The organism is Mycobacterium persicum (genome assembly GCF_002086915.1).
GTDB lineage: Bacteria > Actinomycetota > Actinomycetes > Mycobacteriales > Mycobacteriaceae > Mycobacterium > Mycobacterium persicum.
In genome coordinates this window covers 4,357,660-4,378,844 of the sequence record NZ_MWQA01000001.1, presented here as the reverse complement: position 1 = coordinate 4,378,844, position 21,185 = coordinate 4,357,660, and the positions used below count along the sequence as shown (strand labels likewise).

The 21,185-nt window shown below is 67.2% G+C and carries 11 protein-coding genes; 5 read left to right on the top strand and 6 right to left on the bottom strand.

Going from position 1 to position 21,185, the window contains the following annotated elements; genetic code table 11:
- Positions 1–23: 23 nt before the first annotated feature.
- The 3 genes from B4U45_RS19975 to B4U45_RS19965 are packed head-to-tail and all read left to right on the top strand — an operon-like array spanning position 24 to position 3,273.
- Positions 24–1,382: a bifunctional o-acetylhomoserine/o-acetylserine sulfhydrylase gene (locus B4U45_RS19975; RefSeq protein WP_075546798.1), complete on the top strand. Its 1,359-nt coding sequence runs from the start codon at positions 24–26 to the stop codon at positions 1,380–1,382.
- Positions 1,383–1,393: 11 nt separating this feature from the next.
- On the top strand, positions 1,394–2,545 hold the full coding sequence (gene metX / locus B4U45_RS19970; protein WP_075546797.1) for a homoserine O-acetyltransferase MetX: 1,152 nt from the start codon (positions 1,394–1,396) through the stop codon (positions 2,543–2,545).
- Positions 2,542–3,273 (top strand): class I SAM-dependent methyltransferase, encoded by a 732-nt coding sequence (locus B4U45_RS19965; protein WP_075546826.1) that lies wholly within the window; start codon positions 2,542–2,544, stop codon positions 3,271–3,273. Before metX ends, B4U45_RS19965 begins: the two co-directional genes overlap by 4 nt.
- A 479-nt stretch (positions 3,274–3,752) precedes the next feature.
- On the opposite strand, the gene B4U45_RS19960 is transcribed toward B4U45_RS19965, so the two are convergent.
- Positions 3,753–13,472, bottom strand: coding sequence for a type I polyketide synthase (locus tag B4U45_RS19960; RefSeq protein WP_122526379.1), 9,720 nt, complete (start codon positions 13,470–13,472; stop codon positions 3,753–3,755).
- Positions 13,473–13,883: 411 nt separating this feature from the next.
- Complete coding sequence (locus B4U45_RS19955) at positions 13,884–15,326, bottom strand: FAD-dependent oxidoreductase (protein WP_083154087.1); 1,443 nt, start codon at positions 15,324–15,326, stop codon at positions 13,884–13,886.
- Positions 15,327–15,534: 208 nt separating this feature from the next.
- Here B4U45_RS19955 and B4U45_RS19950 point away from each other — a divergent pair, with 208 nt between their 5' ends.
- Positions 15,535–15,927, top strand: coding sequence for a DUF732 domain-containing protein (locus B4U45_RS19950; protein WP_075546792.1), 393 nt, complete (start codon positions 15,535–15,537; stop codon positions 15,925–15,927).
- 3 nt (positions 15,928–15,930) lie between these two features.
- On the opposite strand, the gene B4U45_RS19945 is transcribed toward B4U45_RS19950, so the two are convergent.
- Positions 15,931–16,224 carry a DUF3017 domain-containing protein gene (locus tag B4U45_RS19945; RefSeq protein WP_083154085.1) on the bottom strand — a complete coding sequence of 98 codons (294 nt, stop codon included), beginning with the start codon at positions 16,222–16,224 and terminating at the stop codon, positions 15,931–15,933.
- Complete coding sequence (locus B4U45_RS19940; RefSeq protein ID WP_075546790.1) at positions 16,221–17,069, bottom strand: bifunctional methylenetetrahydrofolate dehydrogenase/methenyltetrahydrofolate cyclohydrolase; 849 nt, start codon at positions 17,067–17,069, stop codon at positions 16,221–16,223. The genes B4U45_RS19945 and B4U45_RS19940 overlap by 4 nt, the downstream gene beginning before the upstream one ends.
- Positions 17,070–17,108: 39 nt before the next feature.
- Here B4U45_RS19940 and B4U45_RS19935 point away from each other — a divergent pair, with 39 nt between their 5' ends.
- Positions 17,109–18,293, top strand: a complete 1,185-nt coding sequence (locus tag B4U45_RS19935; RefSeq protein ID WP_075546789.1) for an NADH:flavin oxidoreductase — start codon at positions 17,109–17,111, stop codon at positions 18,291–18,293.
- Between the two features lie 45 nt (positions 18,294–18,338).
- On the opposite strand, the gene B4U45_RS19930 is transcribed toward B4U45_RS19935, so the two are convergent.
- Both B4U45_RS19930 and B4U45_RS19925 read right to left on the bottom strand, forming a co-directional pair.
- Complete coding sequence (locus B4U45_RS19930; protein ID WP_075546788.1) at positions 18,339–19,787, bottom strand: TfuA-like protein; 1,449 nt, start codon at positions 19,785–19,787, stop codon at positions 18,339–18,341.
- Positions 19,784–21,034 carry a YcaO-like family protein gene (locus tag B4U45_RS19925; protein ID WP_075546787.1) on the bottom strand — a complete coding sequence of 417 codons (1,251 nt, stop codon included), beginning with the start codon at positions 21,032–21,034 and terminating at the stop codon, positions 19,784–19,786. Before B4U45_RS19925 ends, B4U45_RS19930 begins: the two co-directional genes overlap by 4 nt.
- Positions 21,035–21,185 lie beyond the last annotated feature (151 nt).

Genomic DNA, 21,185 nt, shown 5'->3' with positions numbered 1-21,185 from the left:
TGAGCTGACAGGGAGTTACGCCTATGAGCGCCGAAAACACCAGCACCGACGGCGATCCGGCCGCGCACTGGTCGTTCGAAACCAAGCAGATCCACGCCGGCCAGCAGCCCGACTCCGCCACCAATGCCCGGGCGCTGCCGATCTACCAGACCACCTCGTACACCTTCGAAAACACCGCGCACGCTGCGGCGTTGTTCGGGCTCGAAGTACCCGGCAACATCTACACGCGGATCGGCAACCCGACCACCGATGTGGTCGAGCAGCGCATCGCGGCCCTCGAGGGCGGGGTGGCCGCGTTGTTCCTGTCCTCCGGTCAGGCCGCGGAGACATTCGCCATCCTGAACCTGGCCGGCGCGGGTGATCACATCGTGTCCAGCCCGCGGCTGTACGGCGGAACCTATAACCTGTTCCACTATTCGCTGGCAAAGCTGGGCATCGAGGTCAGCTTCGTCGAGGATCCCGACGATCTGGACTCCTGGCAGGCAGCCGTCCGGCCAAACACCAAGGCCTTTTTCGCCGAGACCATCTCCAACCCGCAGATCGACATCCTGGACACCCCGGGGGTCGCCGAGGTCTCGCACCGCAACGGCGTACCGCTGATCGTCGACAACACCATCGCCACGCCCTACCTGATCCAGCCGTTTACCCAGGGCGCCGACATCGTGGTGCACTCGGCCACCAAGTACCTGGGCGGACACGGGGCCGCGATCGCGGGGGTGATCGTCGACGGTGGAACGTTCGACTGGACGCAGGGCCGCTTCCCCGGATTCACCACCCCCGACCCCAGTTACCACGGCGTGGTGTTCGCCGAATTGGGACCACCGGCGTTCGCCCTCAAGGCCAGGGTGCAGCTGCTGCGCGACCTGGGCTCGGCGGCCTCACCGTTCAACGCGTTCCTGGTGGCGCAGGGCCTGGAGACGCTGAGTCTGCGGATCGAGCGGCACGTCTCGAACGCCCAACGCGTGGCCGAGTTCCTGGACGCCCGCGACGACGTGCTGACGGTCAACTACGCGGGCCTGCCCGGTTCGCCGTGGCATGAGCGGGCAAAGAAGCTGGCGCCCAAGGGAACCGGTGCAGTCCTGTCCTTCGAGCTGGCCGGCGGCGTCGAGGCCGGCAAGGCGTTCGTCAACGCGCTGAAACTGCACAGCCACGTCGCCAACATCGGTGACGTGCGCTCGCTGGTGATCCATCCGGCATCCACCACCCACGCCCAGCTGAGCCCGGCCGAGCAGCGGGCCACCGGCGTCAGCCCTGGGTTGGTGCGGTTAGCCGTCGGGATCGAGGGTATCGACGACATCCTGGCCGATCTCGAACTCGGCTTTGCCGCGGCCCGAAGATTCAGCGAGTTCAGCGGCGAGTCGCAGGCCGTGGCAGCCTTCTGAGGGGCGCTGACGTGACGATCTCCGAGGTGCCCACCCAGACGCTGCCCGCCGAAGGTGAGATCGGTTTGGTCGACATCGGCTCGCTGCGCCTGGAAAGTGGTGCGGTGATCGACGACGTCTGCATCGCCGTACAGCGCTGGGGCACGTTGTCACCCACCCGCGACAACGTGGTGGTGGTGCTGCACGCACTCACCGGTGATTCGCACATCACCGGGCCCGCCGGGCCGGGACACCCCACCCCCGGCTGGTGGGATGGGGTCGCCGGGCCGGGCGCGCCGATCGACACCGACCGCTGGTGCGCGGTAGCCACCAATGTGCTGGGCGGTTGCCGCGGCTCCACCGGGCCCAGTTCCCTTGCGCGCGACGGAAAGCCTTGGGGCTCAAGATTTCCGACGATCACGGTACGCGATCAGGTGCAGGCCGATATGGCCGCACTGGCCGCGTTGGGCATCACCCAGGTAGCCGCCGTGGTCGGCGGGTCGATGGGCGGGGCCCGCGCGTTGGAATGGACTGTCGGCCACCCCGACCGGGTACGCTCGGCGCTGCTGTTGGCGGTCGGTGCACGCGCCACCGCGGACCAGATCGGCACGCAGACAACCCAGATCGAGGCCATCAAGGCCGACCCGAATTGGCAGGGCGGCGACTACCACGACACGGACCGCAAGCCCGAGGCGGGGCTGAAGATCGCCCGGCGCGTTGCGCACCTGACCTACCGCGGCGAGATCGAGCTCGACAATCGGTTCGCCAACCGCGGTCAGGACGGCGAAGATCCCACCGACGGCGGCCGCTACGCGGTGCAGAGCTACCTCGAACACCAGGGGGACAAGCTGCTGTCCCGATTCGACGCCGGCAGCTATGTGGTGTTGACCGAGACCCTCAACAGCCACGATGTCGGGCGCGGACGCGGCGGCGTCGCCGCGGCGCTGCGCGGCTGTCCGGTGCCCGTCGTCGTCGGTGGTATCACCTCCGACCGGCTCTATCCGCTGCGCTTGCAGCAGGAATTGGCCGAGTTGCTGCCCGGCTGCGCCGGGCTACAGGTTGTCGACTCGGTCTGCGGGCACGACGGATTCCTGATCGAAATGGAGGCTGTCGGCGAATTGATCCGTCAGACGTTGCTTTTGGCCGACCATCAACCCGACCATCGAGGCCTGCGCCCATGGTGACCCGGTCCAGCCAGGACCCGTCGCTGTCATTCGGTTCGGCGGCAGCTGCCTACGAGCGGGGACGCCCCTCTTATCCACCTGAAGCCATCGACTGGCTGCTGCCGGCCGGCGCCCGCGATGTTCTTGACCTGGGCGCCGGTACCGGCAAACTGACCACCCGGCTGGTCGAGCGCGGGCTCGACGTGGTGGCCGTCGACCCGATTCCCGAAATGCTGGAAGTGCTGCGGGCCTCACTGCCGGATACGTTGGCGCTGCTGGGCACGGCGGAAGAGATTCCATTGGCGGACAACAGCGTCGACGCGGTGCTGGTGGCTCAGGCCTGGCATTGGGTGGATCCCGCGCGCGCCATCCCCGAGGTCGCACGGGTGCTGCGGCCCGGCGGGCGGCTAGGTTTGGTGTGGAACACCCGCGACGAGCGACTTGGCTGGGTCCGCGAGTTGGGCCAGATCATCGGGCGCGACGGCGACCCCACGCGTGACAAAGCGACGCTTGCCGAACCGTTCACCGACGTGGAACGTTTTCAGGTCGAATGGACGAATTACCTTACGCCACAGGCATTGATAGACCTAGTCGCCTCTCGCACCTACTGCATCACCTCACCGGCGAAGGTGCGCACCAAGACACTGGGCCAGGTCCGTCAATTGTTGGCCACCCACCCGGCGCTGGCGAATTCGGCCGGTTTGGCGCTGCCATACGTCACGGTGTGCGTACGGGCAACGCTGTCCTGAGGATCGGGTGGCGTTGCGGCGCTGGCGAATGGCAAGCAGCGGCCAAGCTCTGTTCCAGCGCCCCGAGGGCTTGTCGCTGGTGGCCGACGGCGCCGAGTGTGCGCTGGCGGCGCCGACTGTGCTCTGGCGGCGCCGACTGTGCCGTCAGGGCGGGCCGCTCGCGGCGGTTCCCGCCCTACATACCCAGTCAAAGCCGTCACCGCACACTCGATGCGGCGGCATGACAGCCGACTCGGTGGGCACGTGAGACATCCCCCGAACGCCTGCTACCACAAGAGGTTTGAGCGACGGTGCGGTACCGCGGTGTGGAAACTAAAGCCATGCGCACGAAGACATCGTTGACCAGCCGCGTTCGTGGGGCACGATGAGTTTCCTAGTGAGACGGACACATCGTGCAGCAGGCTCAGCCTGCCGACCAGGTAAAGATCTGATGTCGGGCCCAGGACTACGTTGCGTGAGCTGACCAGTTCGGTACCGTCTTAGCAATCGATCTCGGCGTTCAGATCGAATTCGGCCAAGGTACGCGAAACCAGCTCCCGTAGCTCATCCGTGGTATTCGAGCGACCGACAATGTAGGCAGAGACTCCGATACGCATCTGCCCGCGACTTCGCCCGGAACTCAGCAGCATTCGTCCGCCCGTGCCCTCGAGTTCGTTTCTGGTGATATCGGGCTCGAGCTGTCTCATGTACGCCGAGTCGGCATCGGTGCCGTCAGGACGGTTCGCGGCCGGGGGCAGGTCACCGACATTGGAGCAGGTGACGGGAAGGCTGGGACCACCCGCGGCCATCCCGACCAGCCTTCTGGCCACCCACGCCGGTGTCATCGCGGCCAGCGGAAGCGGTGCCAGGAACTCGTTGTCGGAATCCTCCATCGCTTCCAGGACCGCTCGGGTGATCTTGGCGTGCATTCCCCCGAGGTCGGTCGCCGCGTGCTCCGGGTCGACCGCGACGTCAACAGCCGTCAGCGCATTGCCGCGGGTGTCACCTTCGGTCCGCAGCGACACCACAAGTCGTAGGGTGACCGTTCCGTCATCCTGAACCCGTCCAGCCCGCACCGCGAGTCTGCAAGCGACCCCGCCCACAAGCGAATTACTGTTCGCGCCAAGTCTTTTGGCGCAAGCATCCCATTCCGCCAGGTCGATGCATGCGGTCACGGCAGGCACCGCCACCGTCTGGTCGCCGCCGGCGGACTTCGGGGAAGGCGGTGCCGCTTTGATCGATGACCGGAACTCCTCGCGATCACGCCGAAGCCTTCGCGTCACACCACCCAGAGCGTGCATGACCTCGGGCAGTTCCTTTGCGGTTTGCCGGAGATCCGCACGCAACGCCCGCCTGAGGGTGCGCGATCCCGCAGGCAGATAACCCAGATCCAGCGTCCTGCCTTCGACCGCGTCGACTATCGCCTGGCCGAAAGCGATCGCGTCGACGACCGCGTGCGAAGCCACCAGACTGATCGCGGTCCCGCCGTCCTCGAGCGGCAGCACCCCGAGATGCCAGGCTGGGCCCCACTCCGGATCAATGGGTAGGCGCGCCCGCTCGTCGACCCATGCGCCCACGTCGGCGCGCCGTCGCAGGGTTGCGGCGAAGTCAATCTCCTCCGGCGGCGGAGCCAAAACCCAGTGATCGCGCGCGAACGGCACTGGTGACCGTTCGATCCTGCGCCCCAACAATCCGCGTCCGAGATTGCGGTGAAAACGCCGCAACCCGTCAACATCGACAGGACGGTCGTATATCCATGTCACCTGGAGCAGCGAGACGTGGCCCGCCCGCAGCCCGAGGAAAGCAGCTTGATCCAGGTAGGCGAGCCGATTGTCCACCGGCTCAGCGCCTTCGGTGGCGACCACAGCCGGCGCGGCCGCGGGCGCAGCGGTGACATTGAGCAGCTCGGCGAGGTGGGCCGCGAGCATTGTCGGGGTGGGGTGGTCGAATGTGACAGTGGCCGGCAAGGTGACTCCGGTTTGGGCCGACAGGGTGTTGCGCAGTTCCAGCGCACTGAGCGAGTCGATGCCGAGGTCCTTGAACGGCTGATCGAGATCCATCGCTGCCGGGTCCGGGTGGGCCAACACGGCTGCGGTGGCGGTGATGACCAGGTCGGCCAGGATGGCTTGTTGTCGATCGGGGGTCAGCCCGGCCAGCCGGGCACGCAGCCCACGTGAGTCGACCGCGGCGGCCTGCGGCCGAGTGGTGATCAGCGCGGACAGGATCGGAGGCAGGCTGTTTTCCCGGGCCAACGCCGCCAGCGCGCGGGTGCTCAGCGGGGCCGGGATCAGATTGGGGTGCTGCTGGGCAAGGGCGGCGTCGAAGAGGGCCAAACCCTGGTTGGTGGTGATCGCGACCGTCCCGCTGCGGGCGAGGCGGGTGAGATCACGCGACTCGAGGTTGCCGGTCATCCCGGAGGCGGGCTGCCAATAGCCCCACGCCAGACTGATAGCCGCCCGGTGGTTGTGCGCAAGAGCGTCCAGGACGGCGTTGGCGGCCGCGTAGTTAGCCTGTCCCGGGGCACCCAGGACACCGGCGGCCGAGGAGAACAACACGAACGCGGCCAGCTCGATGTTGGCGGTGAGTTGATGTAGATACCAGGCGCTATCGGCTTTGGCGGCAAGCACGTTGTCGAGCTGTTGTGCGGTGAGTTGGCTGGTCACCGCGTCATCAAGGATGCCGGCAGCGTGAATGACGGCGGTCAGCGGGTGCTCGGCGGGAATCGAGTCGATCAGGGCCGCCAGCTTGGTCGGGTTGGCACAGTCGCAGGCACTGATCGTGACATGCGCTCCCAGACTTTCCAGGCGCCGGGCCAGCTCGACCGCTTCGGGCGTGCTGGAGCCGCGCCGGGAGGTCAACAGCAGCCGGCGCACCCCGTAGCCGGTGATCAGGTGTTCAGCGAACAGTCCGCCGAGCATGCCGGTGCCGCCGGTGATCAGCACCGTGCCCTTCGGATCGAGCACTGCGGGCGGGGTGAGCACGATTTTGCCGGTGTGCCGGGCCTGGCTCATGTCGCGGAACGCCTGGGGGGCGCGCAACAGCCCGTAGCTCGTCACCGGCAGGGGCTGGATCACCGCGTACTCGATCAATTCGCGCACCCCGGCCCAGGCGTGTTGCAGCTGTTCGGGGGTGGCGGCGCTGAGGTCGTAGGCGTGGTAGCTCAGGTCCGGATGAGTGTGCGCGACGTCGGCGGCTGCCCGGATGTCGGTTTTGCCGATCTCGACGAAACACCCGCCCGGGACCACCAGCCGCAGCGACGCGTCCACAAATTCGTCACGAAGACTGTTCAGCACCACGTCCATCCCGCGCCCGCCACCGGCTGCGGCGAAGGTGTCACCGAAATCCAGGGTGCGCGAGGAAGCGATGTGATCCTCGGGTATGCCCAACCCGCGCAGGATGTGGTGCTTGGCGGGATGGGCGGTGGCGAACACCTCGGCGCCCACGTGTTGCGCCAGGCGGATGGCGGCCTGGCCGACCCCGCCGGCAGCCGAGTGGATGAGGACCCGCTGTCCTGCGGACAACTGCGCGATATCGATCAGAACGCTGTACGCGGTGATATACGCGGCCGGGACCGAAGCCGCTTGCGGGTAGGACCATCCCGGCGGGACGGCCACGACGCCGCGGTGATCGGTGGTGGCGGTGGGGGCGAACGCGTTGTTGGGGAACAGCCCCATCACCGCATCCCCGGGCGCGAAATCCGTGACGTCGTCTGCGGTGTCGATGACCACCCCGGCCGCTTCCGCGCCAAGGCCTTCATCGCTGATCGCCGCCAGGGCGACCACCACGTCATGGAAATTCAGGCCAGCGGCTCGGATCTGCACCCGAATCTGACCCGGGCCCAACGCCGTTGGCGCCGGGGTGGGAACCAGGGTCAGGTTCGCCAAATCCCCGCGACCGGTGGTGATCAGCTGCCAGTGCGGCGTCGGGGGCGGGGTCAACGCCCGCGCCGGGGTCAGCCGGGGCATGTGAGCGATACCGTCGCGCAATGCCAGTTGCGGCTCGCCACCCGTACCGGTGAAGGTAGCCAGCATCTGCCGCAGGATGTCGGTGCTGGTGGCGGCGTCGTCGATGTCGACCAACCGGATCCGGCCCGGATACTCGTTTTGCGCGCTGTGGATCAGCGCCCACACCGCGGCTTGCGCCAGGTCCGGCGCTCGATCGTAAGGGCTGGTTGTCACCGCGCGACACGTCAGAACCACCAGCACCGTGCCGGACGTGTCGGGGCGGGCCAACCACGCCTGCAACCCGGCCAGCACCCGTCGGGTCAGCACATGGATGCCCGATACGGCATCACCGTTATCGCCACGAAGGTCCGGAACGGCGACAGACCAGATGACCACCGGCGGGCATGGCTTCACGGCGTCCAACTCGGGGCGCACCGAGCCGCGGCGCAGGCCAGTCGGCAGCGCATCGAGATCTTCGGCAACAACCGTCCACTGCGGCAGCTCGGCCGCTGCCGCAGTACCGGCGGACAGGGGCGGCCAGGCCAGCTCCCACAAACCCTGAACGGACGGCGCGGCCGTCGTGGCTGGTGTGAGAGTCGCCGTGTCGGGCAGGACCCGCACCACAACCGTGTCGATGCTGATTACCGGCGCGCCGGCGGGATCGCTGGCCTGAAGGGTGAAGGTGTCGGTGCCGGTGCGGGTCAGCCACACCTGCAGCCGGGTGGCCGCGGTCGCATACAGCGTGACCCCGGTGAACACGAACGGCAGGCGCACCACCGCCTCAGCGTCCGTCTCGACGCCCAGGGCGGCGGCTATGGGCTGCAGCGCGGCATCCAGCAAAGCCGGATGGATCCCGTAACCGGTGACATCGGTTCCGGCAGGAAGGGCCACTTCAGCGTAGATGTGGTCGGGGTCGGCCGGATCGTGGCCGATCCCGCGTACCGAGCAAAATGGGGGTTCATAGTGCAGACCGCATGCGGCCAGCTCCCGATAGAAACCCTCAACATCGATGGTCGTCATCGGCAACGCCGCAGGGGGTTCACCGGCAGCGGTTTGCTCGGTGCGCAGGATTCCGCTGGCGTGCAACACCCAACCCGGCTCGGCCCGATGGTCGGCGCCTACGCGGGAATGGACGTTGAACGAGCGTCGCCCACCCCCGTCGGGGTCCGCCACGCTGATCTGGATATCGGTCGGGGTGTGTTCGGCGAGCACGAGCGGGGTGTGCAACACCAACTCGTCAATGACCGGACACCCCACGTAATCCCCGACCCCCAGCACCACATCGACAAACCCGGTCCCGGGCAACACCACCACGTCACCCACGCGATGGGCGGCAAGCCAGCGCTGCGAACCGAGAGCCAACCGACCGGTTGCCACAACCTCGTCCCGATCAGCCAACGTGGTGATCGCACCGAGTAGCGGATGCTGCGGTTGATCAAGTCCGAGACCGGCGGCATCACCGCTCGGTTGGGGGGTCAGCCAATACCGATGGTGCTGGAAGGGATACGTCGGTAGCTCGACCGTGCGGGCGTGGGGATACACCACCGACCAGTCCGGGCTACGACCATGAACCTGCAGCCGGGCCAGCGTGGTAGTCAAGGCATCCAGATCGGCGCGCTCGCGATGCAGGGTGGGAATGACTGCCGAGCCAGGACGCCCGGCAGCGCCGGCCAGGGTGTCAGCGATCGCCGGGGCCAGCACCGGGTGCGGTGATACCTCCACAAACACCTGCTCGGCCGAGGCCAGCAGATGCCGGATGCTGTCGTAAAACCGGACCGGTTGACGCAAATTGGCATACCAGTAGTCGGCGGTCATGGTGGTGGTGTCCAGCGGCTGATCCGACATGACGCCGTCCACGGTGGAATACAGAGCGATCCGCCCCGGTTTCGGGGTCAGCCCAGCCAGCTCCTCGAGTAGGCGCTCGCGCAATGGTTCGACCTGACTGCAGTGTGAGGCGTAATCGACTGGGATGGAACGGATCTGGACGTTATCTGCCTCGCACGCCGCGACGAACCGCTGCATCGCGGCGGGACCACCGCTGATGATGGTCTGGGTGGGTCCGTTGACCGCAACAACGGCCAATGCGTCGCCGTAAGGCCGCAGCCGCGCAGCCACTTCGTCAGCGGCCAGCAACACCGATGCCATCGCACCGGCCCCGGCCAGATCCGCGAGGGCTGAGCTGCGCAGCGCCACGATTTTGGCGGCCTGCTCAAGGGTGAACACCCCGGCGACATGGGCGGCCGCGATCTCGCCTTGGGAGTGGCCGATCACCGCGTCCGGTTCGATCCCGTAGCTGATCAAAGTGCGGGCCAACGACACCATGACCGCAAACAACACCGGCTGGACCACATCGACCCGATCCAGGGAGGGGGCGCCGGGCTCGCCGCGAATCACCGCACGCACCGACCAGCCCGTCCGGGCAACCAGGGCCTGATCGCACTCGTCGAGCGCGGCGGAAAATGCGTGGTGCCGGCCGTATAGCTCGGCGGCCATACCGGGGTATTGGCCACCCTGTCCGGGGAACACCAACACGGTGTTTCCCGCCGACGTCGCGCGTTGGTGGTGTTGGATCAGTTGCGGATGCGGTTGATCAGCGGCTAACGCTTCGAGTGCCGCCAGCAGCTCAGCCCGCGGATCGGGGCTGCCGACCGGCACCGTCACGACGGCCCGGTGTGGGTGGTGGGTGCGGGTGCCGGCCAGGCTGTAGGCCACGTCGCTGAGATCCAGGTCGGGACGGCGGATCAGGAATTGGTGTAACCGGTCGGCCTGCGCGCACAACGCCGCGCGGCTGCGCGCCGAAACCGTCCACAGTGGCAATACCGGCAGCCCGAGCGCACCATCGTGATCGGTTGGCTCAGTCGCGTCGGGCGGCGGGGTGGGGGCTTGTTGCAGGATGAGATGCGCGTTGGTGCCGCTGATCCCGAACGAGGACACCGCCGCGGTGCGGGGATGATCGCGCACCGGCCAGGGCACCGGTTCGGTGAGTAGCCGGACGGTGCCGGCGGACCAGTCGATGTGCGGGCTGGGGCGATCGACGTTGCGGGTCGGCGGCAGACTGTCGTGGTTGAGGGCAGCGATCATCTTGATCATGCCGGCGACACCGGCAGCGGCCTGGGTGTGGCCGATGTTGGATTTGATCGATCCCAACCACAGTGGGTGCTCCGGACCACGTGCGGCACCGTAGGTGGCGATCAGGGCGCCGGCCTCGATCGGATCGCCCAGCGTGGTGCCGGTGCCGTGGGCCTCGACGACGTCGACCTCGTCAAGCCCGATACCGGCGTTGGCGACGGCCTGGCTGATGACGCGCTGCTGAGCGGGCCCATTGGGGGCGGTCAACCCGTTAGAGGCCCCATCCTGGTTGATCGCCGATCCCGCGATGACCGCCAACACCGGGTGGTTGTTGCGATGCGCGTCGCTGAGCCGTTCCAGCACCAGCACCGCGGCCCCTTCGCCCCAGCCGGTGCCATCAGCAGCGGCCGCAAACGCTTTACAACGCCCATCGGCGGCCAGCCCGCGTTGCCGGGAGAACTCGGTGAACACTGCTGGAGTGGTCATCACCGTGACACCGCCGGCCAGGGCCAAACCGCATTCCCCGTTTCGCAGCGACTGAGCTGCCAGATGCGCGGCCACCAGTGACGACGAACATGCCGTGTCAACGGTGATAGCCGGGCCCTGCAAACCCAACGCATAAGCGACCCGCCCGGAGGCCACACTGGTGGACGTCCCGGTCATGGCGTATCCCTCGGCGCCATCAGAACCGCCCCCGCCGTATTGCTGTGACCAGGCTCCGACGAACACCCCGGTTTCGGAACCCACCAAGGCGGCCGGATCGATCCGGGTGGTTTCCAACGCTTCCCAGCACACCTCCAGCAGCAGCCGCTGCTGCGGATCCATGGTCAGGGCCTCCCTGGCCGAGATCCCAAAAAACTCGGCGTCAAACCCGCTCACGTCGGTCAGAAACGCCCCGGCGCGGGTATAGGTCTTACCCACCGCATCAGGGTCGGGATCGAACAAATCCGCCAGATCCCAGCCACGATCGGTCGGAAACTGCCCCACAGCCTCGGCGCCGCCGGCGACCAGATCCCACAGCGCCGCCGCCGAATCCACCCCACCGGGAAAACGACACGCCATCCCCACCACCGCTACCGGCTCATCCGTTCTTACCTGCGGCTGCACCGGCGGTGCCGCCGCAACCGTTCCGCTCAGCAGCTGGCCCAGATGGGTGGCCAACTCGGCCGGGGTGGGGTAGTCGAAGGCCAGGGTTGGTGGCAATGGCAGCCCGGTGACCGTCTTGAGGCGGTCAAGCAATTCGGTGGCTTTCACCGAGTCAAACCCCAGGTCCTGAAATGTGCACTCAGGGTCGATGTCGTCAGGGCCGGGATAGCCCAGCACGGTTGCCGCCTGCTCGCACACCATCCCGAACAGCAGGTCGTGTTGCTGCTGGCGCAGCGTGTGCAGGCGCTGTGTCAACGTCACGTCGGCCCCGGCACTCGCGGTGTCGGTAGCATCAGGCTTCACGCGCTTCTCCCGCTGGCTCCCGTCCAACCGGGTGAACTCATCGCGCAGATACCGTTGTAGGCAATCCCGCCGCCGGACCTTGCCACTTGTGGTGAGCGGAATCGAATGAGGCGGAACCAGAACGAGATCCGCCACACTCAGCCCCTGCGACTTCGATATCTTCGAGGTGATTTCCCGCCGGACGAGGCCCAGAGCGCGTATCGCCTCGTCGGAGTCGCCACGCGCCTTGAACTCGACGATGGTGACCAGCTTCTCGACGCCGTCGTCGTCCGGAACGGCGATGGCCACACAGCGGCCTCCGGTGATCTCCTGGATCGCCGCCTCGATGTCATCGGGAGAGTGGTTGCGGCCGTACACGATCAGTAGATCCTTGATACGGCCGATGATGAACAACTCGCCTTCGGAGACGACGCCCAGATCTCCGGTTCTCAGCCACGGCCCCTCGGGTGTTCCGGCCGACGGACCGACAATGGTTGCGCCGAAGGTCCGTTCCGTCTCCTGAGGTTTCTGCCAATAGCCGGTCGCGACGTTGTCACCGTGTGCCCAGATCTCCCCAACCGTTCCGTGCGGACACTCGATGCCGGTCTCGGGGTCGACGATGCGCACCGTGGGCGACCGCGGCATGCCGTAACTGACCAGCGGTGTGCCGTCTCCGCGTGGGCACCGTTTCGCGTGGCCGGCGGTCAGTTCCTCGGATTCGAAATGGCCGGTGAGCGGTGGTTGATCCGATTCGCGGGTCGCCACGAACACCGTGGCTTCCGCAAGCCCATACGAGGGCCGCAATACCTTGGGGTCGAGATTGTAGGAGGCGAATCGCTTGGCGAAGCGCCGCAGCGTCGCCGGTTGTACGCGTTCGGCACCACTGACAATGTTGCGCACGTCCCCGAGGTCGAGCCCGGCCATATCGTCATCTGAGGTTTTTGCCGCCGTCAATTCGAACGCGATGTTGGGCCCGCCGGTAAATACGGAACTATGGCTTGCCGTCAATTGCATCCACCGCGCCGGTCGTTGCAGGAACGACCCCGGGCTGGTGAGGACGCCATGAAATCCGCCCAGAATCGGGATCGCAATCCCCAGGACCAAACCCATGTCGTGAAAGAACGGCAGCCACGACACGACGGTGGTGTCCGGCGGAGCAGCGTCGCCGCGGTCCCGATACAGGCTGGACAGAATTTGCTCGACGTTGACGTGAATGTTCTTGTGCGAGATCTCAACTCCCGCCGGCGTACGGGTGGACCCGGAGGTGTACTGCAGATAGGCGATGTCTGGTGTGTTCGAGGCTTCGTCAGTGGGTCCGCCCGGGGAGTCCAAGTCCAGGAGGTCGACTTCGATCAGCGATGGGGTGCCGCGCTCACGGGCTTCGGATCCGATGCACTCGGCGATGTCGCCGGCGACAGACGATGTGGTCAGAATCGTCGACGGCGATGCGTCGCCCAGGACGGCACTAACCCGCTCATCGCTGGCGCCACCCAGCGGCATCGACAGCGGAACCGCGATCTGACCGGCCTGTAGTGCGCCCAGAAACGCCAGGACGTACTCCAGTCCTTGCGGCGCCAAGATCACCGCGCGGTCGCCGGTCGACCCGCGGGCGGTGAGCTCCCGCGCAACGCTGCGCGTGCGCCGATACAGCTGCGACCACGTCAGACTTTCCGCAACGCCCGCCCAATCCTGCTCGTAGTCGACAAACGTGAACGCTGTCTCGTCAGGCCGCAGGGTGGCACGCTCGCGCAGCATGGCGGGAATCGAGTTCTCACGCACAGCTAAACGATAGGGGACGAGTAGACAGGCCGTCTGGAGAACCTACGCAGCCCAGAACAAGCCACTTTCGGACGCAACCGATACCGTATCGTCGCCGAATGGGCCGCGTCCTGGATGGTGCGGGTGCTCGACGCCGGGATTGGCGCCGGCACGGCGTCCACGCGCTGCGGCCGGGCACGGTTTGGGCCGAGGTATCGCGCCGGCGCGGCGTTGGGTTCGAGGGCGCCGGCGTGCGGGCAGTTGGCGGCACCCGCTGCTGGTCACAGTGGCCACACCAGCATCACCGAGGTGGTCTTGATCCAACCGCAGCCGCTGCGTCTGCCGTACCGACGCCCCGACCCTCAATGGGCACTGCGTAAGCCGGGTTGGAGCTGAGATCACTACTGAAACCACCTATTTGGTGAACAGCGGTTAGAAGTTCAGACCGGAGTACATCAACCGGTTGGGGTCGTACCGTTGCCGGATCTCGGTGAGCCGCGACAGGTTTGGCCCGAAGTATCGCGACGGCGCGGTGTTGGGTTCCAGGTAGTTGACGTACGCTCCGACCGAAAACTGTTGCACCGCTTGATGTGCGGCGCTGAGCCAGTTGTTGGCGACGGCGGCTTGCCCGCTGTTGGGCGTCTCGACGTACCACTGCGCGACGGCGGATTGCCGGCGCCACGGAAATGCCGAGCCGGCCGGATCGATGTCGCCGACCGCGCCGCTGAGCGTGTCGACGATCACCGACGCCCGTCCCGAGGCCGGCGGCCACTTTCCCAGCGCTGCGACAATTGCTTGTGCCGCAGCCGAATTCACCGTCCCGATGACGTCGGATCCGGCCACGAAGCCGCGTGGTGAACTCGTCGAGCTGCCGCCGGCCAGATACATCACCAGGTCCATATGACTCAGCGTCTTGTGCTCGGTCCCGGTGGGCTGTACACCGACCGCGGATTTGATCGCATCGGCCACGCCGGGACCAGATCCCGCCGGGCAGGTCGCCAGCACGTGGCAGTTGGCCTGCGACCCGCCGACCGACATGTCGACCAGACCCCAGGTGTTGCGGTCGGCCGCCGCCAGCCAGGTCTGCCAGCCGGTCAGCACCCGGGCCGCCGACGACGGGGCGAAGTCGACGCGCACCACGTCGGAGTCGGCGGTCGGGAAGGTCGCAAACGTCATCGACGTCGTCACCCCGAAGTTGCCACCCCCGCCGCCCCGCAACGCCCAGAACAGGTCTGGGTGATCGTCGGCGGAAGCGGTGACCGTTTGCCCGCTGGGCAACACCACGGTCGCCGACTTGAGCGCATCACAGGTCAGGCCGGCGTGGCGGGAATCGGCGCCCATTCCGCCGCCGAGGGTCAGGCCGCCCACGCCGACGGTCGGGCAGCTGCCGGTGGGAATCGCGCGGCCGGCGCCGGCCAGCGCCTGCTGCGCCGCGTACAGCTCGGTCGCGGCCGGCATCGTGACGTTTCCGGTGGCGCTGTCGAAATTCACGCCGCCGGTCAGGCCCCGCAGATCGATCACCATGGCGCCGGCCGCTGCCGACGCGCCGATGTAGGAATGCCCGCCGCCGCGCGGAGCGATCTTGAGCTTGTTGGCGGCCGCGAACGCGACGGCCTTCTCGACGTCGGCCTGCGAGGTGACCGTGACCACCGCGGCCGGATTCGAGCCGTTGTAGAGCGAGTTGAAAACCTGCTTGCCCGACGTGAACGAGCCCCCGCTACCGGGCAGCAGCACCCGGCCACCGATCGAGGAGGCCAGACCGCTCCAACCGCTGGACGGATCCGCAGCCGCCCGCACCTGCCCGAATACCGCCGACGTCGCCAACGCTCCCACCGCGCCGCGAAGGAACGCCTGCCGAGAAATCATGGGCCGCATTGTCAATCAGCGCGACGGCGAAACCGGCTGAGGTGCGACGTGTCGTGGCACAGTGTGACGCGATCGTGTCGTTGGGCGCGGGCTGACAGTCGACGACAAACCTTTACGCGGTCGTGTTCGAAACGTGACGGCCGTGCACCAAGGTTCCTAGGGAAGCCTGAGTGTGCCCGAACGGCCTGGTGCGCTCCGATACGAAATGGGAGCTGACATGAAAACATGGCGCCATCAGCCGCTCACGATTCGTTTATTGGCGGGATCCGCAGTCGCGCTCACCGCGGCCGCCGCACTGGCGGCACCGGCCGAGGCCGGCACGATCGACGACGCTTTCATCGGCGCGCTCAACGACGCCGGCGTCAACTACGGCGACCCGGCGAGTGCCGTGGATCTGGGCCACTCCGTGTGCTCGACACTGGCCCAACCGGGCGGGACGTTCAACTCGGCGGCAGCGACCGTCGTCGCCGCGGGCACCGGCATGCCCAAGTCGATGGCGCAAATCTTCACCAGCATCGCCATTTCGACGTATTGCCCGCAAGCGATGACGGACGTGGCAACCGGCAACCTGCCGGGCTTGCCGCAGATACCGGGGATTCCCGGGTTCTAGGGCTTAGCCGGTGCCCAGCGGGTCGATCGTCGACGCGATATAGACCATCGCGGCCCCCACCACCGCCATGGTCGTGAAGTCCGTTCCCTTGCTGCGCACCACCAGCAAGCCGGCCAGGTCGTCGGACAACACCAGCCGCAGCGCGGCCGCCACCCCCACACCGATCCCGATCAACAACGCACCTCGGCGCCAGAAGTTCGCCCCCACCAGCACGAACGCCACCACGAAAATCAGCCCCACCAGCAGGATCGGCCACTGAGCGCGAAACGTGTGCGCCAGGATGGCCCGCGCCGTCATCGCTGCTCGGCCAGCTCGACGACGTTGGTCAACAGGAACGCCCGGGTCAGCGGCCCGACGCCACCGGGGTTCGGCGACACGTGACCGGCGACCTCCCACACGTCGGGGTGTACGTCGCCGACCAGTCCGTCCGCGGTGCGGCTGACTCCGACGTCGACCACCGCGGCGCCGGGGCGCACCATGTCCGCGGTCAACATGTGCGGCACCCCGACGGCCGCCACGATGATGTCGGCTTGCCTGGTCAAGGCCGCCAGGTCGCGGGTTCCGGTGTGGCACAACGTCACCGTGGCGTTCTCGGAGCGGCGGGTGAGCAACAGCCCCAGCGGGCGGCCCACCGTCACACCGCGGCCGATGACGACCACGTGCGCCCCGGCGAGTTCGACGTCGTAGCGCCGCAGCAGGTGCACGATGCCGCGCGGGGTGCAGGGCAGCGACGCCGGGGTGTTGAGGACCAGCCTGCCGAGGTTGGTCGGATGCAGTCCGTCGGCGTCCTTGCCCGGGTCGACGCGCTCCAACGCCGCGTTCTCGTCCAGATGTTTGGGCAGCGGCAGCTGCACGATGTAGCCGGTGCAGTCGGGGTTGGCGTTCAGTTCGTCGATGGTCTCGTTGAGCGTGGCGGTGCTGATGTCGGCGGGCAGGTCGCGGCGGATCGACGTGATGCCGACCTTGGCGCAGTCGGCGTGCTTACCCCGCACGTAGGCCTGCGATCCGGGGTCCTCGCCGACCAGGATGGTGCCCAACCCGGGGCGATCCGAGCCGGCCGCAGTCAGTGCCGCCACCCGCCGCTTCAAGTCCACAAAGATCTCGTCGCGGGTGGCCTTGCCGTCCAGCGTGATTGCGCCCACGGCAGACAGTGTGGCACGTCCGCCGCGTACGCTCCTGACATGGCCGATGCCCCCGACGTGTTCAGCCCGGCCAAGCTGGGTCCGCTGACGCTGCGCAACCGCGTCATCAAGGCCGCGACGTTCGAGGCGCGCACGCCCGATGCGCTGGTGACCGACGATCTGATCGAGTACCACCGGCTGCCGGCGGCGGGCGGGGTCGGCATGACGACGGTCGCGTATTGCGCGGTCTCCCCCGGCGGCCGCACCAGTGGCGACGGGATGTGGATGCGGCCCGAGGCGGTGCCGGGGCTGCGCCGGCTCGCCGAGGCCGTGCACGCCGAGGGCGCGGCGGTCAGTGCCCAGATCGGCCACGCCGGCCCGGTGGCCGACGCCCGGTCCAACAAGGCGACCGCGCTGGCTCCGGTGCGGTTCTTCAATCCGCTCGCGATGCGGTTTGCCAAGAAGGCCACCCGCGACGACATCGCCGACGTGACGGCCGCGCACGCCGACGCCGCCCGCCTGGCCGTCGACGCCGGCTTCGACGCCGTCGAAATCCATTTGGGCCACAACTATCTGGCGAGCTCGTTTCTGTCGCCGCTGATCAACCGGCGCGACGACGAGTTCGGCGGGTCGCTGCAGAACCGGGCCAAGGTCGCCCGCGGATTGGTGCTGGCGGTTCGCCGTGCCGTCGGACAACAGATCGCGGTGACCGCCAAGCTCAACATGGCCGACGGCATCCGCGGCGGGATCACGGTGGACGAGGCGCTGATCACGGCGAAGTGGCTGCAGGACGACGGCGGACTGGACGCGCTGGAGCTCACCGCCGGCAGTTCGCTGGTCAACCCGATGTACTTGTTCCGCGGCGACGCGCCGGTCAAGGAATTCGCCGGCGCCTTCAAGCCGCCGCTGCGTTGGGGCATCCGGATGACCGGCCACAAGTTTTTCCGCGAATACCCCTACCGTGATGCCTATCTGTTGCGCGACGCCCGGCTGTTTCGCGCCGAGTTGTCGATGCCACTGATCTTGCTGGGCGGAATCACCAACCGGGAGACGATGGACCTGGCGATGGCCGAGGGATTCGAGTTCGTGGCGATGGCCCGGGCGCTGCTGGCCGAGCCCGACCTGATCAATCGGATCGCCGCCGACGGGCAGCGGGCCCGTTCGGCGTGCACGCATTGCAATCTGTGCATGCCCACGATCTACAGCCGCACCCGCTGCGTCGTGACCGGCGCTCCCGACCGCTGACGATGCATTCGCGTCGAAAACACCGATGCCGTGGTTCGCTGGGCTTTAGGCGGGACCCAAGGCGCCGACTTCGAGGGAGGGCAGCCGGTCATCGGCGGCGGCGACAGCGAACAGAGTGGCGGCGGTATAGAAGGCCTCCTCGCTCATCAGGGCGCGTCGGGCAAGTTCGATGCGGTCCACCTCGGTGCGCCATCGGCTGGCGAAGAGGTTCTTGAGCTGCTTTGGGTCGGGTCGGTGCAGGTTCAAATGCGGCTTGCGACGGGCTAATTCGTCGCGCCTGGCCAGAGCGTGGGCCGTAGCAATGCGCCAGCCCGGCAGCCGCTCGTCCGCGCGTAACAGGTCGAGAAAGTGCTCGATGGCCGGGAGCGCCCGGGTGACGAACAACGTGCGGGTGATCAGTCGCGCGGAGACGGCAATCGGGTCGTCGCAAAGGATTTCGTTCTCTTCGGCGGTCAACCACTGCGACCTGACCGCCTCGGGGAAGCCGGACTCGTCGGCAAGTCCGACGGCCACGGCGTGGTGATGGGCGACGGTCTCCAACGCGCGTTGCCGGGTGTCGGCAGCAACCTGCGCAATCGCGCGGGATGCGTCGTGGCGAACGTCGCCGCTGTGCCCGGAATGCGTCAGGCTCCAGTGCCAGGCGGCGACCTGCTCGAGGGCGGGCAGGTAGGCCCAGCGGTCGGTGGCGCAGATGCTCAGCAGGGATAGGACGTCGGTGTCGCGGACCTCGACGGTGGTGTCGGTTCCGCTGTCGGTGCTAATGGTCACCGGAACGGGTGGTGCCCAGCGTTGTTGCCAGCGTTGGGACCAGATGGTTGGCGGTGGGCCGGGGCGGGTCGGCGCGCCACGGTGTCCGTCGGTGATGTTGTGCAGTGCCAGTAGCGCGTCGGCGTGTTTGACGTCGACCCGCACTTTCTGCAATTGCGTTGCCAAGCAACGTCTTTCAGGCACATCGAGGGCGGCGAGGAGGCGCTCCCAGCTGCGCTCGGTGAACGGCATGCGGCGGGCCGCTTCGACGATCTCTGCCGCTAATTGCGCGGATAGCAAACCGGTCCCGACCGCGCGGTCCAGCGTTTGGCGGATGTTGACCAGCGCGTCGACGAACACGGGATAGCCGTCTTCGGGCTCGCCGTGGACCATGCCGACTTCGTCGTCGGCTTCCAAGTATCCATTGCGGTAGCTGTCGAATACCCAGCCGTAGCCTTCCATGCCGAAGGGATGAAGTTCGGCGGCGCGCAGCGCGCCCATGCTGGACGAGCCGACCACGCGGACGCCGGCGTCCATCAAAGTCAAGAGTTCTTTGTGCCGCACCGGGGGGTGCTGGAAGAACAACCCGTCGACAATCAGCAGCGTGTCGCCGGGCTCCAGCCCGTAGCGCAGCGCGTCGCCAAACGAAATCGGAGGCACCACTTCGGCATTGGGCACGACCGCGCGGATATCGTCGACGCCGATGGTGGGCCCTGCGGTTACCACGATCCGGCCGGCGGTCGTCATGCCAACTCCTGCAAGGGGGTGCGCATCGGAGAACCATGTGCTGCCGCCAGGCCGGGCGCGATGACCTTCACCACCGGAACGCAGCTGCCGGCCAGATCGCACCCGACCGCCAGCGGCTCGGTGCCCGACCGGGCTGCCACCGCGGTCGCGGCCGAGGCCAACAGGTCACTCAGCGAACCGGTGTCGGGAACATGCCACGATGTGGTTTCGGCGATGGGCAACTGCCGCATGGTTGGCCGCAGCGGGCCGTAGGCGTGCACTCGGGCGAAGCGGTGGTACAACGCCGGTGACAGATCCTCGCGGGCTCCGCTGATCGCCGTCAGCCGCGATTGCGCGGCTTCGGTGATCGCACGAGACAGCGCCACGTTGGGATCGTGGTGTAAACCGAAGCCGCTGAACGGCACGCCCAGCATGGGCGAACAGATCTCGGCAGTGAAGCAAGGCAAACCGTCCCAGACGTCGGTACGCGCGATCTTCAGTTCGCTTCCGGCCCGGTAAATCTTGTCGACCAACCCGGCGCAGCCGGAGTCGGCGACATCGTCGACAGGCACCTCGAACAGTGTGCGTCCGGGCTCGCCGGCGGCCATGGCATGGCGTTCCATGACCTCGTAGAGGGCATGCAGGCTGGCCTCCCAGTAGCTGTTGCCCGACGCCAACCCCGTGGTGTCCATCGAGAACATCGGCGGGTCCCAGCGGTTGTCGACCGCCGCGTTCACCAGAACCGCCTCCCAGGGCACCCAGGTTTGGCGGCCGGTCAACAGCGTCGTCGCGGTCATCCAGTCGAGCTTGGCGCCCGGATGGTAGATGCTTCGGGCCGACAGGAGCAGCTGGGCGGGATCGTAGGTCAGTGCGGCCGCGATGTCCCTGGTGGTCATGGAAAACAGATCGGGCGTGACGTTTTCGGCGTGCCAGGTTTCCAGCGATTCCATGACCGCAGAAACTTGGGCGGCGCGGTAGGTGGCGGCCTTGCCCTGACTGACCGAGAGTGTCAGCGAGGCCGGGCGCACTGCCTGAACGGTGGGAATGCCGAGATCATCGAGCCAGGTGAGGTCGGCGACACGGGTGATGCCCGCCGATTCCAGCATCGGTTGCACGGCCTGCCAGGTCTGCTCGGGAGAGATGATGCGATAGGTCCCCGAACGGTGGGCGATGGAAGTTGGATCGGCATCTCCCAGCACTCGGGTTGGCCACAGCGACCAATCCGGGCCCGCAAACACGGCCGTGGCCGCGGCGCAAGATTCAGACATGGGCTTAGGTCCTCATAGTCGCGGGGATTGCACAGATTTGCGGTAGCTGTCGGCGGCCTATGACACCGCTGCCTCATGCGGGAAGCATTGGAGACCGCTGGTGGGGGTTCATTGCCTGACAAACCCCCACCAGCGCCGTCTCCACGGACTG